11 protein-coding genes are annotated in these 16,652 nt (G+C 69.2%); 9 read left to right on the top strand and 2 right to left on the bottom strand.

Features of this window, described 5'->3' with window-relative positions:
- Nucleotides 1-8 precede the first annotated feature (8 nt).
- Together ACZ5VQ_RS45215 and ACZ5VQ_RS45210 are read right to left on the bottom strand one after the other, a co-directional pair.
- Nucleotides 9-2,096, bottom strand: coding sequence for a glycoside hydrolase family 31 protein (locus ACZ5VQ_RS45215; protein ID WP_469110077.1), 2,088 nt, complete (start codon nt 2,094-2,096; stop codon nt 9-11).
- A 117-nt stretch (nt 2,097-2,213) separates the two neighbouring features.
- Nucleotides 2,214-3,221: a LacI family DNA-binding transcriptional regulator gene (locus ACZ5VQ_RS45210; protein WP_450557068.1), complete on the bottom strand. Its 1,008-nt coding sequence runs from the start codon at nt 3,219-3,221 to the stop codon at nt 2,214-2,216.
- 301 nt (nt 3,222-3,522) lie between these two features.
- On the opposite strand from ACZ5VQ_RS45210, the gene ACZ5VQ_RS45205 reads away from it, so the two are divergent.
- The 9 genes from ACZ5VQ_RS45205 to ACZ5VQ_RS45165 all read left to right on the top strand — a co-directional run bounded on the left by ACZ5VQ_RS45205 (nt 3,523) and on the right by ACZ5VQ_RS45165 (nt 16,625).
- Nucleotides 3,523-5,469, top strand: coding sequence for an acyl-CoA dehydrogenase family protein (locus ACZ5VQ_RS45205; protein WP_373466664.1), 1,947 nt, complete (start codon nt 3,523-3,525; stop codon nt 5,467-5,469).
- A 102-nt stretch (nt 5,470-5,571) separates the two neighbouring features.
- Nucleotides 5,572-6,057: a hypothetical protein gene (locus ACZ5VQ_RS45200; protein WP_469110076.1), complete on the top strand. Its 486-nt coding sequence runs from the start codon at nt 5,572-5,574 to the stop codon at nt 6,055-6,057.
- Nucleotides 6,058-6,111: 54 nt separating this feature from the next.
- A complete protein-coding gene (secA, locus tag ACZ5VQ_RS45195; RefSeq protein ID WP_469110111.1) occupies nt 6,112-8,856 on the top strand; it encodes a preprotein translocase subunit SecA in 2,745 nt (914 codons plus the stop codon).
- Between the two features lie 145 nt (nt 8,857-9,001).
- Nucleotides 9,002-10,279 carry a 1-deoxy-D-xylulose-5-phosphate reductoisomerase gene (gene dxr / locus ACZ5VQ_RS45190; RefSeq protein ID WP_469110075.1) on the top strand — a complete coding sequence of 426 codons (1,278 nt, stop codon included), beginning with the start codon at nt 9,002-9,004 and terminating at the stop codon, nt 10,277-10,279.
- The gene (locus ACZ5VQ_RS45185) at nt 10,276-11,580 is read left to right on the top strand and encodes a M50 family metallopeptidase (RefSeq protein ID WP_362084394.1); all 1,305 of its coding nucleotides are present in this window, start codon (nt 10,276-10,278) and stop codon (nt 11,578-11,580) included. Before dxr ends, ACZ5VQ_RS45185 begins: the two co-directional genes overlap by 4 nt.
- Nucleotides 11,581-11,746: 166 nt before the next feature.
- Entirely contained in the window at nt 11,747-12,904 is a 1,158-nt protein-coding gene (gene ispG, locus ACZ5VQ_RS45180) for a flavodoxin-dependent (E)-4-hydroxy-3-methylbut-2-enyl-diphosphate synthase (RefSeq protein WP_055616509.1), read from the top strand.
- A gap of 285 nt (nt 12,905-13,189) precedes the next feature.
- Nucleotides 13,190-14,038 (top strand): GNAT family N-acetyltransferase, encoded by an 849-nt coding sequence (locus tag ACZ5VQ_RS45175; protein ID WP_469110074.1) that lies wholly within the window; start codon nt 13,190-13,192, stop codon nt 14,036-14,038.
- Nucleotides 14,039-14,201: 163 nt separating this feature from the next.
- Complete coding sequence (locus ACZ5VQ_RS45170; protein WP_469110073.1) at nt 14,202-14,771, top strand: GNAT family N-acetyltransferase; 570 nt, start codon at nt 14,202-14,204, stop codon at nt 14,769-14,771.
- A 159-nt stretch (nt 14,772-14,930) separates the two neighbouring features.
- Complete coding sequence (locus ACZ5VQ_RS45165; RefSeq protein WP_469110072.1) at nt 14,931-16,625, top strand: proline--tRNA ligase; 1,695 nt, start codon at nt 14,931-14,933, stop codon at nt 16,623-16,625.
- The last annotated feature ends 27 nt before the right edge of the window (nt 16,626-16,652 follow it).

Genomic DNA, 16,652 nt, shown 5'->3' with positions numbered 1-16,652 from the left:
GAGGGCAGTCAGTCCGCGATCGGGAGAGCCGCCCCGTCCCGCAGGAACAGCGGTATCCGGTCCAGCGGGGCGTCGACCGTGACGCGCGTACCGCCCTCGTACTCGGTTCCCGTCCAGGCGTCCGTCCACCGTGCTCCGGCCGGGAGATAGGCCGTCCGCACGCTCGCCCCCGCCGTCAGGACGGGCGCCACCAGCAGATCCGGGCCGAAGAGATAGGAGTCGGCCACCGACCAGGTCGCCTGGTCGTCCGGGAACTCCAGGAACAGCGGCCGCATCACCGGCAGCCCCTCCTCGTGCGCGGCCCGCATCACGTCGAGCACGTACGGCTTCAGGCGCTCGCGCAGCCGGAGGTACTTCTCCATGATCGTGGCGGCCTCCTCGCCGTACGACCAGACCTCGTTCGGGCCGCCGGTCATGTCCGGGCCGAGCGGTGTGCCCGGGTCCCGGAAGCCGTGCAGCCGCATCAGCGGGGAGAGCGCGCCGAACTGGAACCAGCGGATCATCACCTCGCGGTACGCCGGGTCGTCCGGGTCACCGCCGTGGAAGCCGCCGATGTCGGTGTTCCACCAGGGGATGCCGGACAGCGACGTGTTGAGGCCCGCCGCGATCTGGCGCCGCAGGGTCGCGAAGTCCGTGCCGATGTCGCCGGACCACAGGGCGGCGCCGTAGCGCTGGCTGCCCGCCCACGCCGAGCGGTTGAGGGTGACGATCTCGGTCTCGCCGGCCGCGATCATGCCCTCGTAGAAGGTGCGGGCGTTCTCGCTCGGGTACATGTTGCCGACTTCGAGGCCCGGGCCCGCCCAGTAGCGCAGGTTCTCCTGGAAGCCCGGCTTCAGCTCCGGCTCGCAGGCGTCGAGCCAGAACGCCGTGATCCCGTACGGATCCAGGTAGTTCTCCTTGATCCGCGACCACATGAAGTCGCGTGCCTCGGGGTTCGTCGCGTCGTAGAAGGCCACCTGGACCGTGGAGGCGACCTCCTTGTCCGGCCAGTCGGCGTGCGCCATCGGGCCGTACTGCGTACCGATGAAGTAGCCGCGCTGCTCCATGAGTTGATGGTTCTCGGAGAGCGGGGAGACGGACGGCCAGACGGACACGACGAGCTTGATGCCGAGCTCCTCCAGCTCCCGCTGCATAGCAGCCGGGTCCGGCCACTCCGCCGGGTCGAACTTCCACTCGCCCAGGTGCGTCCAGTGGAAGAAGTCGCAGACGATCGCGTCGATGGGCAGGCCCCGGCGCTTGTACTCCCGTGCCACGCCCAGGAGTTCGTCCTGGGTGCGGTAGCGCAGCTTGCACTGCCAGAAGCCCGCCGCCCACTCGGGCAGCATCGGCGTACGGCCGGTCACCGCGCTGTAGCGGCGCTGCGCGTCGGCAGGCCGTCCGGCGGTGATCCAGTAGTCGATCTGCCGGGCCGAGTCCGCCACCCAGCGCGTGCCGTTGCCCGCGAGCTCGACGCGGCCGATGGCCGGGCTGTTCCACAGCAGGGTGTAGCCGCGGCTGGAGGTGAGCACCGGGATGGTCACCTCGGCGTTGCGCTGGACCAGGTCGAGGACCGCGCCCTTCTGGTCCAGCAGACCGTGCTGGTGCTGGCCGAGGCCGTACAGCTTCTCGCCCTCGTACGCGGCGAAGCGCTGCTCCAGGCGGTGGTGGCCGTTGCCGACCGGGGTGTAGAGGCGGGGTCCCGGCCACCAGAAGTGGGCGCGCTCCTCGGTGAGGAGTTCCGCCGAGTCGTCGGTGCGGAGGAAGCGGACGAGGCCCTCGGCGTCGACCTCGACGGTCAGCGCGCCGACGGTCAACTGCCCGTGCCCGTCCTCGATCTTGACGGTGGCCTCCGTCGCGGGTGCCTCGTCGAGCAGCGCGCCCGGCAGACCCTCCAGGACCGGCCCGCCGAGCCTGGCCCGGACCCGGACCGCGTCGGGGCCCCACGGCTCGATGCGTACGGTCTCCTGGCGGCCGCTCCACTCCAGGGCGCCGTCGCGTTCGCGGAACGTGCCGACGGTGGGGGAGGACTGGGCGAGGCTTGCGGACCCATGGCCGGGCTGTCCCGGGTTACCGGACGGACCCTGCTGTCCGGGCTGGTTCTCGGCAGGCTGATTCACGTGGGTGCTCCTGAAGGAAGGAGTGGCGACAGGACCCGGTGACGCGGCTCCGGCGGACCGGGACAGGTAGGGATGCCCCAACGCCCGTGAGGCGCGGGGTGGTTGCGGCTGGGTGGTTCAGGAAGCGGCCGGGCCCGTGCTGGCCCGTACCGTCAACTCGGGTGCGATGAGCACGACTTCGTCCTTGCCGTGCCCTTCGAGCTTGGCGATCAGATGCTCCACGGCGTGCCGGCCCATCTCCTGCGCGGGGATGGCGACCGAGGTCAGCCGCACCGAGGCCTGGGTGGCGACCTGGTCAGGACAGATCGCGATCACCGACACGTCCTCGGGCACCGCCCGGCCCTGCTGGCGCAGCAGCGCGAGCAGCGGCTCGACCGCGGACTCGTTCTGCACGACGAAGCCCGTGGTGCCCGGGCGCTCGTCGAAGATCCGGGACAGGGTCAGCGACATCGCGTCGTAGCCGCCCTCGCACGGGCGGTGCAGCACGCGCAGGCCCAACTCCCGTGACCGGGACCGGAGTCCGTCGAGCGTGCGCTCGGCGAAGCCCGTGTGCCGTTCGTAGACCGCGGGCGCCTCGCCGATGACAGCGATGTCACGGTGACCGAGCATCGCGAGATGCTCGGCGCACAGCGCGCCCGTCGCGCCGAAGTCGAGATCGACGCAGGTCAGGCCGCTGGTGTCGGCGGGCAGACCGATGAGGACGGACGGCTGGTCCGTGCCGCGCAGCAGCGGCAGCCGCTCGTCGTCGAGCTCGACGTCCATCAGGATCATCGCGTCGGCGAGCCCGCTGCCGGTGACCCGGCGCACGGCGTCGGGGCCCTCCTCGCCGGTCAGCAGCAGCACGTCGTACCCGTGGGTGCGGGCCGAGGTCGCCACGGCGATGGCGATCTCCATCATCACGGGTACGTACATGTCCGTACGGAGCGGGATCATCAGCGCGATGATGTTGGACCGGCTGCTTGCCAGTGCCCGGGCTCCCGCGTTGGGGTGGTAGCCGAGCTGCTGGATGCTCTGCTCGACCCGCTCGCGGGTGCCCGCGGAGATGGACCGCTTGCCGCTGAGGACATAGCTCACCGTGCTCGCCGAGACTCCGGCGTGCTGGGCGACCTCGGCGAGGGTGACCATCCAGCTCTCCAAGCGTTGTGTGAAGCGCTTCGACAGTGCGCGTTGCGGATAAGGGGCGAGTGAGGGTGGCTCGACAGTAGCTTGACCGCGGGTGGGTGTCCATAGGTTGTCGAAGCGCTTCGACTCGGTCGGTTTTCTGGGACGCCCATGGGGGTGTCTGAGTGGATGGTTTCCCTCTTGTGTGCGTCGGGTTGGGCCGAACGGCGCGCGAGGGCTGGTGGGGGTGGGCGGAATCGGGTACATACGATCGAGTAGAACCGGTCGGTAACCGAACCGGACCAAGATCCCTATTCGCGGCGAGGTGAGCCTCTTGTCCGCAACACCCCACCAGCCCGCTGTCACCGAACGTGAAGCCCGGCAGGTCGCCGAGGCGGCACGGGAGCAGGACTGGCGCAAGCCCAGCTTCGCCAAGGAGCTGTTCCTCGGCCGCTTCCGGCTCGATCTGATCCATCCGCACCCGATGCCGCCCGACGAGGACGTGCAGCGCGGCGAGGAGTTCCTCACCAAGTTGCGCGACTTCTGCGAGACGAAGGTCGACTCGGCCCTCATCGAGCGTGAGGCGCGGATCCCGGACGAGACGATCAACGGGCTCAAGGAGCTCGGCGCCCTCGGCATGAAGATCGACACCAAGTACGGCGGCCTCGGTCTGACGCAGGTGTACTACAACAAGGCGCTCGCCCTGGTCGGCTCGGCGAATCCGGCACTCGGCGCGCTGCTCTCCGCGCACCAGTCGATCGGCGTACCGCAGCCGCTGAAGCTCTTCGGCACGCAGGAGCAGCGGGACATCTTCCTGCCGCGCTGCGCCCGTACCGACATCTCCGCCTTCCTGCTCACCGAGCCGGATGTCGGCTCCGACCCGGCGCGCCTCGCCACCAGCGCGGTGCCGGACGGCGACGACTACGTCCTCGACGGAGTGAAGCTCTGGACGACCAACGGCGTCGTCGCGGACCTGCTGGTCGTGATGGCGCGCGTACCGAAGTCCGAGGGCCACAAGGGCGGCATCACGGCGTTCGTCGTGGAGACCGCCTCGGAGGGCGTCACCGTCGAGAACCGCAACGCCTTCATGGGGCTGCGCGGTCTGGAGAACGGTGTCACCCGCCTCCACCAGGTGCGGGTGCCGGCCGCGAACCGGATCGGTCCGGAGGGCGCGGGCCTCAAGATCGCCCTCACCACGCTCAACACCGGACGGCTCTCGCTGCCCGCCATGTGCGTCGGCGCGGGCAAGTGGTGTCTGAAGATCGCCCGCGAGTGGTCGTCCGTGCGCGAGCAGTGGGGCAAGCCGGTTGCCTTCCACGAGGCCGTGGGCGCGAAGATCTCCTTCATCGCGGCGACGACCTTCGCACTGGAGGCCGTCCTCGACCTGTCGTCGCAGATGGCCGACGAGAACCGCAACGACATCCGCATCGAGGCCGCCCTCGCCAAGCTGTACGGCTCCGAGATGGCCTGGCTGATGGCCGACGAGCTGGTCCAGATCCGCGGCGGCCGCGGCTTCGAGACGGCCGACTCGCTGGCCGCCCGCGGCGAACGGGCCGTCCCCGCCGAACAGGTGCTGCGCGACCTGCGCATCAACCGCATCTTCGAGGGCTCGACCGAGATCATGCACCTGTTGATCGCCCGCGAGGCGGTCGACGCCCATCTGTCCGTGGCCGGTGACCTGATCGACCCCGAGAAGTCCCTCTCGGACAAGGCGAAGGCGGGCGCGAACGCCGGAGTCTTCTACGCCAAGTGGCTCCCGAAGCTGGTCGCGGGTCCCGGTCAACTCCCGCGTTCGTACGGGGACTTCCACCCGGCGGGTCATGTCGACCTCTCCGGTCACCTGCGGTACGTGGAGCGGTCGGCCCGCAAGCTCGCCCGGTCCACCTTCTACGCCATGTCCCGCTGGCAGGGCCGGATGGAGACCAAACAGGGCTTCCTCGGCCGGATCGTCGACATCGGCGCCGAACTCTTCGCGATGAGCGCCGCCTGTGTCCGCGCCGAACTGCTGCGCACCACCGGGGATCACGGCCGTGAGGCGTACCAGCTCGCCGACGCCTTCTGCAGCCAGTCCCGGGTCCGCGTCGAGGAGCTCTTCGGCCGGCTGTGGTCCAACACCGACGACCTCGACCGCAAGGTCGTCAAGGGTGTCCTCGGCGGTGCCTACACCTGGCTGGAGGAGGGTGTCGTCGACCCGTCCGGCGAAGGCCCCTGGATCGCCGACGCAACACCCGGACCATCGGAAAGGGAGAACGTCCACCGCCCCATCCGTTGACCTTTTCCCCAGGAATGCACTTCCGTCCCCGTCGTCATTCTGCCGCTTGCCGCACAGAAGGTGTGCGTCAACAATGAGCAGAATGGCGAACGGGGACAAAATATGCGCCACGGTGTGGGGGAAGAATACAGTCACGGATTTTCTGTCCAGCTGACACGGGCGCGCGGGCAAGCGCGGGAACAGCTGAACGAAACGGAACTCGTACGGGCGTTACGGACGGTGCGCAATGAGGTTCTGCCACTGGCGGATAAGCTTCGCCAGAGCGCGCCGGAGACCTTCGAGGCACATCGGGACGCGCTCGTGGTCCTGCTGAACGACTGCGCGCTGGCCCTGGTCGACGAGGAACCGCGGCCCTCCGTGGCCTCCTTCGACCCGCTGCCCGTCCGGAGAATCGACCTCCGGGACGTCGACGCCCTGCTCGACGCGGGGCGACCGGGCGAAAGGCCCGTGATCCAGCAACTGTTCCGCGGTGCGGTGGGACACGCGAAGGACCCCGTACTGCGCGAGGTGATCAAAGCGAACCAACAAGGCGTCCACATTCTGCAGCGCGCCAATCGCCGCATACAGATGCTGGTGGACGCGATTTAGTGAGGGGTAATTCCAGTGCCGGCTCTCGGTCTCGACAACATCACCGGCCGGATCATGCGGGCCGGCGAGGGAAGAATCCTGCGCAAACTCCAGCGCATCGCGGAACAGGTGGGCTCCCTGGAGGAGGACTTCGAGCAGCTCACCGACGAGGAACTCCAGGCGCTCACACCGGAGTTCCAGGAGCGGTACGAGGCCGGTGAGAGCCTCGACGACCTGCTGCCGGAGGCCTTCGCCGCCATGCGCGAGGCCGCCCGCCGCACACTCGGGATGCGCCACTTCGACGTACAGATCATGGGCGGCGCGGCCCTCCACCTCGGCAACATCGCCGAGATGCAGACCGGCGAGGGCAAGACTCTGGTAGCCACCCTGCCCGTCTACCTGAACGCCCTGACCGGCAAGGGAGTCCACCTCGTCACGGTCAACGACTACCTCGCCCAGCGCGACGCCGACTGGATGGGCCGTGCCTACCGCTTCCTGGGCCTGACCGTGGGCGTCATCAAGTCCCAGTCGACCCCGGCCGAGCGGCGCACGCAGTACGCCTGCGACATCACCTACGGCACCAACACCGAGTTCGGCTTCGACTACCTGCGCGACAACATGGCCTGGTCGAAGGACGAACTGGTGCAGCGCGGCCACCACTTCGCGATCGTCGACGAGGCCGACTCCATCCTCATCGACGAGGCCCGCACCCCGCTGATCATCTCCGGCCCCGCCGACCAGCCCACGCACTGGTACGAGGCGTTCTCCAGGATGGTCACGCGGATGCGGGGCGTCGCCGTCCAGGACGAGAACTTCACCTCGCCGCAGGACAAGGAGCGCCTCGCCGAACTGCGGGCCACCCACGACTACGAGTACGACCCGAAGAAGCGCACGGTCGCGATCCTCGACAGCGGAGTGGAGTTCCTCCAGGACCAGCTCGGCATCGAGAGCCTCTACGAGTCCGACCACACGCCCCTCATCGGGCACCTGAACAACGCGCTCAAGGCCAAGGAGCACTTCAAGAAGGACAAGGACTACGTCGTCGTGAACGGCGAGGTCCTCATCGTCGACGAGCACACCGGCCGCATCCTCGCCGGCCGCCGCTACAACGAGGGCCTGCACCAGGCCATCGAGGCCAAGGAGGCGGTGACGGTCAAGGACGAGAACCAGACCCTCGCCACGATCACCCTCCAGAACTTCTTCCGGCTCTACGAGAAGCTCGGCGGGATGACCGGCACCGCCATGACGGAGGCCGCCGAGTTCCACCAGATCTACAAGCTCCACGTGGTGCCGATCCCCACCAACCAGCCCAACGCCCGCGAGGACGACCCCGACCAGATCTACCGGACCGTGGAGGCCAAGTACACCGCGATCCTCGACGACATCGCCGACAAGCACGAGAAGGGCCAGCCCATCCTCGTCGGCACCACCTCCGTCGAGAAGTCCGAGACCCTCGCCGCCCTGCTGAAGAAGCGGGGCATACGCCACGAGGTACTCAACGCGAAGAACCACGAGCGCGAGGCACAGATCGTGGCGCAGGCCGGCCGCAGGGGCGCGGTCACCGTGGCCACCAACATGGCAGGGCGCGGCACCGACATCATGCTCGGCGGCAACCCCGAGGCGATGGCGCTCGCCGAACTCGACCGGCGCGGCCTCACCCCCGAGGAGAACCCCGACGAGCACCGGGCGGCCCTCGACCGGATCAAGGAGTCGGTCGCGGCCGAGCACGACGAGGTCAAGGAGCTCGGCGGTCTCTACGTCCTCGGCACCGAGCGCCACGAGTCCCGCCGTATCGACAACCAGCTGCGCGGCCGCTCCGGCCGCCAGGGCGACCCCGGCGCCTCCCGCTTCTACCTCTCCCTCGGAGACGACCTGATGCGGCTGTTCCGCGCCCAGGTCGTGGAACGCGTGATGTCGATGGCGAACGTCCCCGACGACGTCCCCATCGAGAACAAGATGGTCACGCGCGCCATCGCCTCCGCCCAGTCCCAGCTGGAGCAGCAGCACTTCGAGTCCCGCAAGGACGTCCTGAAGTTCGACGAGGTGCTCAACCGGCAGCGCACCCTCATCTACGCCGAACGCCGCCGGGTCCTCGACGGCGAGAACCTGCGCGAACAGATCCTCCACTTCATGGACGACACCATTCGCGCGTACATCACCGAGGAGACCGCCGAGGGCTTCCCCGAGGAGTGGAACCTGGAGCGGCTGTGGGGCGCCTTCAAACAGCTCTACCCGGTCCGGGTCACCATCGAGGACCTGGAGGACGCGGCGGGCCAGCGCGCCGAACTCACCGCCGACGAACTCGTCGAGGCCGTCACCGACGACGTACACGCCCGCTACGAGGAGCGCGAGACGGAACTCGGCGCGGACGCGCTGCGCGACCTGGAGCGGCTCGTCGTGCTCTCGGTCCTCGACCGCAAGTGGCGCGAGCACCTGTACGAGATGGACTACCTCCGCGACGGCATCGGACTGCGGTGGACGCTCGGACGCGAGCCGATCGTCGAGTACGAGCGCGAGGGGTACGACATGTTCGCCGCGATGACCGAGGCGATCAAGGAGGAGTCGGTCGGGTACGTCTTCAATCTGGACGCGTCCGGGAGGGCCACCGGTGGCCAGGAGGGGCTGGATTCCGGGCGTCGTACGGATGGGCTGCATTTCAGTGCGCCCACGCTGGACACGGCGGAGGGGGTTGTCGAAGGGGACTTCGAACCGGCCGATGCGGTTCCGTCGCCTCCGGCGGAGGGTGTGGCCGATGGGAAGCCCCAGCCCCAGCAGCGGCGCGCGGCCAGGTCCAGGAGCCGTCGCAAACGCAAGAGGTAGCCGGGGGCGCGTGAGGTGGAGGGCTGCGCGGTTCGGGTGCGGGTGCGGGTCGTGTGGGGCTGGTCGCGCAGTTCCCCGCGCCCCTAACGGGGCACAGGTGGGACTCGCTGTCCTGTTGGAGCGGCATTGCGGCAACAATGGAGGGATGAGCGACAGTCCAGCCCCCCTCGCCGATCCGCATCTTGTCTTCGATCCTGTGGACGGAGTCCGGGATGTGGTGATCCTCGGATCCACCGGGTCGATCGGGACCCAGGCCATCGATCTCGTGCTGCGCAATCCCGACAGGTTCCGGGTCACCGGGCTCTCCGCCGCGGGTGGGAGGGTCGGACTGCTCGCCGAGCAGGCGCACCGGCTCCGCGTCCGGACGGTCGCCGTCGCGCGCGAGGACGTCGTACCGGCGCTGCGCGAGGCCCTGTCCGCGCAGTACGGAGCGGGGGAGCCCCTCCCCGAGATCCTCGTGGGAGCGGACGCCGCCACCCACCTCGCCGCCTCGGAGTGCCACACCGTCCTGAACGGCATCACCGGCTCGATCGGCCTCGCCCCCACCCTCGCCGCCCTGGAAGCGGGCCGCACCCTCGCGCTCGCCAACAAGGAGTCGCTCATCGTCGGCGGCCCGCTGGTGAAGGCGCTCGCCAAGCCGGGCCAGATCATCCCGGTCGACTCCGAGCACGCCGCCCTCTTCCAGGCACTGGCCTCCGGCACCAGGTCCGACGTACGCAAGCTCGTCGTCACCGCGTCCGGCGGCCCCTTCAGAGGGCGTACGAAGGCCGAGCTGGCCGACGTCACCCCCGAGGCCGCCCTCGCGCACCCCACCTGGGCCATGGGCCCGGTCATCACGATCAACTCCGCGACCCTGGTCAACAAGGGTCTTGAAGTCATCGAGGCGCACCTCCTCTACGACATTCCCTTCGAGCGGATTGAGGTGGTCGTGCACCCGCAGTCGTATGTCCACTCGATGGTGGAGTTCACGGACGGATCGACAATGGCCCAGGCGACGCCCCCCGACATGCGCGGGCCCATCGCCATCGGCCTCGGCTGGCCCGAGCGGGTCCCCGACGCCGCGCCCGCCTTCGACTGGTCGAAGGCGTCGAGCTGGGAGTTCTTCCCGCTCGACACCGACGCGTTTCCGTCGGTGGGGCTCGCCCGGCATGTCGGGCAGCTCGCGGGCACGGCCCCGGCGGTGTTCAATGCGGCCAACGAGGAGTGCGTGGACGCGTTCCTGAACGGCTCGCTGCCGTTCAACGGGATCATGGAGACCGTCACGAAGGTCGTCGCCGAGCACGGCACGCCCCGTACGGGAACCTCGCTCACCGTCCCGGACGTCCTCGATGCGGAGACCTGGGCGCGCGCCCGGGCCCGTGAACTGACAGCCCAGACCACAGCGACAGCGACAGCCACGACAGCGGCGGAGGCTCGTGCATGACGACCCTGATGATGATCCTCGGCATAGTCGTCTTCGCGATCGGCCTGCTCATCTCGATCGCCTGGCACGAGCTGGGGCATCTCTCCACGGCCAAGCTGTTCGGCATTCGCGTGCCGCAGTACATGGTCGGCTTCGGCCCGACCATCTGGTCGCGCAAGAAGGGCGACACGGAGTACGGGGTCAAGGCGATTCCGCTCGGCGGCTACATCCGCATGATCGGAATGTTCCCGCCCGGCCCCGACGGCCGTATCGAGGCCCGCTCCACCTCGCCGTGGCGCGGCATGATCGAGGACGCCAGGGCCCAGTCCTTCGAGGAACTCCAGCCGGGCGACGAGAAACGCCTCTTCTACACGCGCAAGCCGTGGAAGCGCGTCATCGTGATGTTCGCCGGCCCCTTCATGAACCTGATCCTGGCCGTCGCGATCTTCCTCGGCGTGATGATGACCTTCGGCATCCAGACCCAGACCACCACGGTCGGCAAGGTCTCCGACTGCGTCATCGAGCAGAGCGAGAACCGGTCCGAGTGCCAGAAGAGCGACACCGCCGCGCCCGCCAAGGCCGCCGGGCTCCAGGGCGGTGACAAGATCCTCGCGTTCAACGGCGAGAAGATCACCGACTGGTCCACCCTCCAGGCCGACATCCGCGCCAACCCCGGCAAGGACGTCACCCTCACCGTCGAGCGCGACGGCAAGCAGCTCGACCTGACCGCCCACCTGATCCGCAACCAGGTCAGCAAGACCGACGGCGACGGCGGCTACGTCGAGGGCAAGTACGTGTACGCCGGCTTCCTCGGCTTCACGCCCGCCTCCGGCATCGTCCAGCAGTCGTTCGGGCAGTCCGTCGACCGCATGGGCGACATGATGCAGAACGGTGTCGAGTCGCTCGTCGCCCTGCCGTCCAAGGTCCCCGCCCTGTGGGACGCGGCCTTCGGTGACGGCGAGCGCGAGGCGGACTCCCCGATGGGCGTGGTCGGCGCGGCCCGGGTCGGCGGCGAGGTCTTCACGCTCGACATCCCGCCGGAGAACCAGATCGCGATGATGCTGTTCCTCGTCGCGGGCTTCAACCTCTCCCTGTTCCTGTTCAACATGCTCCCGCTGCTGCCGCTCGACGGCGGTCACATCGCGGGCGCCCTGTGGGAGGCCCTGCGCCGCAACCTGGCGAAGGTGCTGCGGCGGCCGGACCCCGGTCCGTTCGACGTGGCGAAGCTCATGCCCGTCGCGTACGTGGTGGCCGGGATCTTCATCTGCTTCACGATCCTGGTACTGATCGCGGACGTGGTTAACCCGGTGAGAATCTCCTAGTCATACGGAGTTTGTGGCGGCCGGACATGATTTGTGTCCGGCCGCCCTCCATTGGGTGGACCTGCGCAGCGGATGTGCTCCCGTCTGCGGGGGTGCCGTAATCTCGATGGCTGGAGCCCGTCAGCTTTCGGGACCGACCGATCCTTACCTTGGGGTTGCACAGCAGATGACTGCGATTTCACTCGGCATGCCGTCCGTTCCGACCAAGCTCGCCGAGCGCCGGAAGAGCCGGCAGATCCAGGTCGGAACCGTGGCGGTGGGCGGAGACGCACCCGTCTCGGTGCAGTCGATGACGACGACGCGTACGTCGGACATCGGCGCCACCCTCCAGCAGATCGCCGAACTGACCGCGTCCGGCTGCCAGATCGTGCGCGTCGCGTGCCCCACGCAGGACGACGCGGACGCGCTGGCGACCATCGCCCGCAAGTCGCAGCTGCCGGTCATCGCCGACATCCATTTCCAGCCGAAGTACGTGTTCGCCGCGATCAAGGCCGGCTGTGCCGCGGTCCGCGTGAACCCCGGCAACATCAAGCAGTTCGACGACCAGGTCAAGGAGATCGCGCGGGCCGCCAAGGACACCGGCACGCCGATCCGGATCGGCGTCAACGCAGGTTCGCTCGACAAGCGGCTGCTCCAGAAGTACGGCAAGGCGACGCCCGAGGCGCTCGTCGAGTCGGCCCTGTGGGAGGCGTCGCTCTTCGAGGAGCACGACTTCCGGGACATCAAGATCTCGGTCAAGCACAACGACCCGGTGGTCATGGTCAACGCCTACCGGCAGCTGGCCGCCGCCTGCGACTATCCGCTGCACCTGGGTGTCACCGAGGCCGGCCCCGCCTTCCAGGGCACGATCAAGTCGGCGGTGGCCTTCGGCGCGCTGCTCGCCGAGGGTATCGGCGACACGATCCGCGTCTCCCTCTCGGCCCCGCCGGTCGAGGAGATCAAGGTCGGCATGCAGATCCTGGAGTCGCTGAACCTCAAGCAGCGCCGCCTTGAGATCGTCTCCTGCCCGTCCTGCGGGCGGGCACAGGTCGACGTGTACAAGCTGGCGGAGGAGGTCACCGCCGGTCTTGAGGGCATGGAGGTGCCGCTTCGCGTCGCCGTCATGGGCTGCGTCGTCAACGGGCCCGGTGAGGCCCGCGAGGCCGACCTCGGTGTCGCCTCCGGCAATGGCAAGGGGCAGATCTTCGTCAAGGGCGAGGTCATCAAGACCGTTCCCGAGTCGAAGATCGTCGAGACCCTCATCGAGGAGGCGCTGAAGATCGCCGAGCAGATGGAGGCGGACGGAATCCCCTCCGGCGAGCCTTCGGTGTCCGTGGCGGGCTGACGACTTTTTTCGCCCCCGCCGCCCCTACCCATTCCCGTCCTTTTCGGGGGCCAGCCCCCGAACCCCCGCCCTTCAAACGCCGGAGGGGCTAACTGCCAGCCCGTCCGGCGTTTGAGGACGAGCGCGTTCAGCGCGATGCGGGGGTCTGGGGGCGCAGCCCCCAGGGACGGGACGGGAAGGGGCGGCGGGGGCGAGGAAACCCGGCCCGGACCCATCGGGCGGCGGGGCACAAATTCGCCAGGTACAGTGCGGAGATCAGCAGACCTGATGGTGAAGGCCCCGCACGTGTTGACGCAGACGACCACCAGGGTCCTCGAACCGAGCGACCTGGACGCCGCGCTCGCCGTCCTCGACCGCGAGCCGGTGGCGAACGCCTTCGTGGCCTCCCGCGTACAGGTCGCCGGCCTCGACCCCTGGCGCCTCGGCGGCGAGATGTGGGGCTGGTACGAGGACGGCATGCTGACGTCCCTCTGCTACGCGGGCGCCAACCTCGTCCCGATCTGCGCCACCCCCCGAGCCGTACGCGCCTTCGCGGACCGCGCCCGCAGGGCAGGCCGCCGCTGCTCCTCCATCGTCGGCCCGTCCGACGCCACCGCCCAGCTCTGGCGCCTCCTGGAACCGAACTGGGGCCCGGCCCGTGAGGTCCGCCCGCACCAACCCCTGATGGTCACCGACCGGCTTCCCGCCGACATGGCCCCGGATCCGTACGTCCGCCGCATCCGCAAGGACGAGATGGAGACGATCATGCCGGCGTGCGTGGCGATGTTCACCGAGGAGGTCGGCGTCTCCCCGCTCGCGGGCGACGGCGGACTCCTCTACCAGGCCCGCGTCGCCGAACTCGTCGGCTCCGGCCGCTCGTTCGCCCGCCTCGACCACAACGGCCGGGTCGTCTTCAAGGCGGAGATCGGCGCGGCCACGACCGAGGCCTGCCAGATCCAGGGCGTCTGGGTGGCCCCCGAATACCGGGGCCAGGGCCTCGCGGCCCCCGGCATGGCAGCGGTCCTCCGCTACGCCCTCGCGGACGTGGCCCCCGTCGTCAGCCTCTACGTCAACGACTACAACACAGCAGCCCGAGCCACCTACCGCAGAGTGGGCTTCCAAGAGGTCGGCGCCTTCATGAGCATCCTGTTCTGAGGGCGGGCCGAGCCCCGCAAGGGGCGCAGGCCCTCAGGGGCGCGGGGCTGTGACATGTGCGGCTCCGCCGCGTGGGCGCGACCAGCCACGACGCGCCCGCGGCAACAAGACAACCCCCCGTCCCCAGCGCACTGAAACGAATCGCCCGGGTAGTCTCCCGGGCATGCTGCGCTTCCCCGGTCAGGGCCCCGTCACGCCCGACGACATCGTCATCGGCCCCCTGGACCTGGCCGCCAGGATCGACGAGGCGCTGGCCGTCCAAGCCCTGGCGTTCGGACTCGGCTCGGACGAGATCGCCGTACGACGACAGATCGTGCTGCGGCACCTCGCCTACCCCGGTGCCCGTGCGCTCGGCGCGACCACCGCGGACGGACGCCTCGTCGGCTTCGTCTACGGCATGCCCAACGACAGGACGCACTGGTGGTCCACCGTCGTCGAGCCCTATCTGCGCAGCCAGGGATCCGACGGGTGGCTGGACGACTCCTTCGTGATCACCGAACTGCACGTCCACCCGGGCTTCCAGAACCAGGGTGTCGGCCGCGCCCTGATCACCACCATCACGGACAGCGCAGCCCAGCCCCGCTCGATCCTCTCCGCCATCGACACGGAGAGCCCGGCCCGCGGCCTGTACCGCTCGCTCGGATACGAGGACCTCGCCAGACAGGTCCTGTTCCCCAGCGCACCGAAGCCGTACGCGGTGATGGGCGCCCCGCTGCCCCTCCGGCGCCGCTGACCCGTCTCTGCGTTGCCGCTGGCCGACCCCGTCGATACCGCTGACCGACGCACCGGCACCGCCGACGGATCCCTCCGGCGCCCTAAACGGATTTCCGGCGACGGCGGCCCCCCGGCTAACCTCCTAGCCATCACCCTTACGCAGCAGGAGTCGAGAACCATGGCCCAGGTCCAGCGCATGTCCCGTTTGATGGTCAAGACACTGCGTGACGACCCGGCGGACGCCGAGGTGCTCAGCCACAAGCTGCTGGTGCGCGCCGGCTACGTACGCCGTACTGCCGCCGGCCTCTGGTCCTGGCTGCCGCTGGGCAAGAAGGTCCTGAACAACGTGGAGCGGGTCGTCCGCGAGGAGATGGACGCCATCGGCGCCCAGGAGGTCGCGCTGCCCGCCCTGCTGCCGAAGGAGCCCTACGAGGCGACCGGCCGCTGGGAGGAGTACGGCCCCGAGCTGTTCCGCCTGAACGACCGCAAGGGCGGCGACTACCTCCTCGGCCCGACCCACGAGGAGATCTTCACCCTCCTCGTCAAGGACCAGTGCTCGTCCTACAAGGACCTGCCGGTGATCCTCTACCAGATCCAGAACAAGTACCGCGACGAGGCCCGCCCCCGCGCCGGCATCCTGCGCGGCCGTGAGTTCCTGATGAAGGACTCGTACTCCTTCGACACGGAGGACGAGGGCCTGGCCAAGTCGTACGCCCTGCACCGCGAGGCGTACCAGAAGATCTTCACGCGTCTCGGCCTGGACTACCGCATCTGCGCGGCCACCGCGGGTGCCATGGGCGGTTCCAAGTCCGAGGAGTTCCTCGCCCCGGCCGCGGCCGGCGAGGACACCTTCGCCGACTGCCCCAACTGCGACTACGCGGCCAACACCGAGGCGATCACGTACGCGCTGAAGCCGGTGGACGGGACGGCCGTGCCCGCTCTCGAAGAGATCCCGACCCCCGACACCCCGACCATCGAGACGCTCGCCGCGTACCTGGAGGTCCCCGCCTCCGCCACCCTGAAGAACCTGCTCGTCAAGGTGGACGGCGAGATCGTGGCGATCGGTGTGCCCGGCGACCGCGAGGTCGACATGGACAAGGTCGAGGCCCACTTCGCCCCCGCCGCCGTCGAACTCGTCACGGCCGAGGACTTCACGGGCCGCGACGACCTCGTACGCGGCTATGTCGGCCCGCAGGGCCTGGAGAAGGTCCGCTACCTCGCCGACCCCCGCGTCGCCCCCGGCACCGCCTGGATCACCGGCGCCAACCAGGAGGGCGTGCACGCGAAGAACGTCGTCGCGGGCCGTGACTTCGAGGTCGACGAGTACGTGGACGTGGTGGTCGTGCGCGAGGGCGACCCCTGCCCCGTCTGCGGCACCGGCCTCAAGCTGGACCGTGCCATCGAGATCGGCCACATCTTCCAGCTCGGCCGCAAGTACGCCGACGCCCTCCAGCTCGACGTGCTCGGCCAGCAGGGCAAGCCGGTCCGCGTCACCATGGGCTCGTACGGCATCGGTGTCTCGCGTGCGGTCGCGGCGCTCGCCGAGCAGCACGCGGACGAGCAGGGCCTGGTCTGGCCCGCCGAGATCGCCCCGGCCGACGTCCACGTCGTCGCCGCGGGCAAGGCACTGCAGACCGAGCTGGCGCTCGACGTCTCGGAGAAGCTGCGCGCGGCGGGCGTCCGTGTGCTCGTGGACGACCGGGCGGGTGTCTCGCCGGGTGTGAAGTTCACCGACGCCGAGCTCATCGGCGTACCGAAGATCCTGGTGGCCGGCCGGCGCTCCGCCGAGGGTGTCCTGGAGCTGAAGGACCGGCGCACCGGCGAGCGCGAGGAGCTGACGGTGGACGAGGCGATCGCCCGCCTGAGCAACTGACCCGGCCGACCGACTGACTTCGCCGAG

This window comes from Streptomyces sp. NPDC033178 (assembly GCF_055577685.1).
This window is presented reverse-complemented; position numbering and strand designations above follow the sequence as displayed.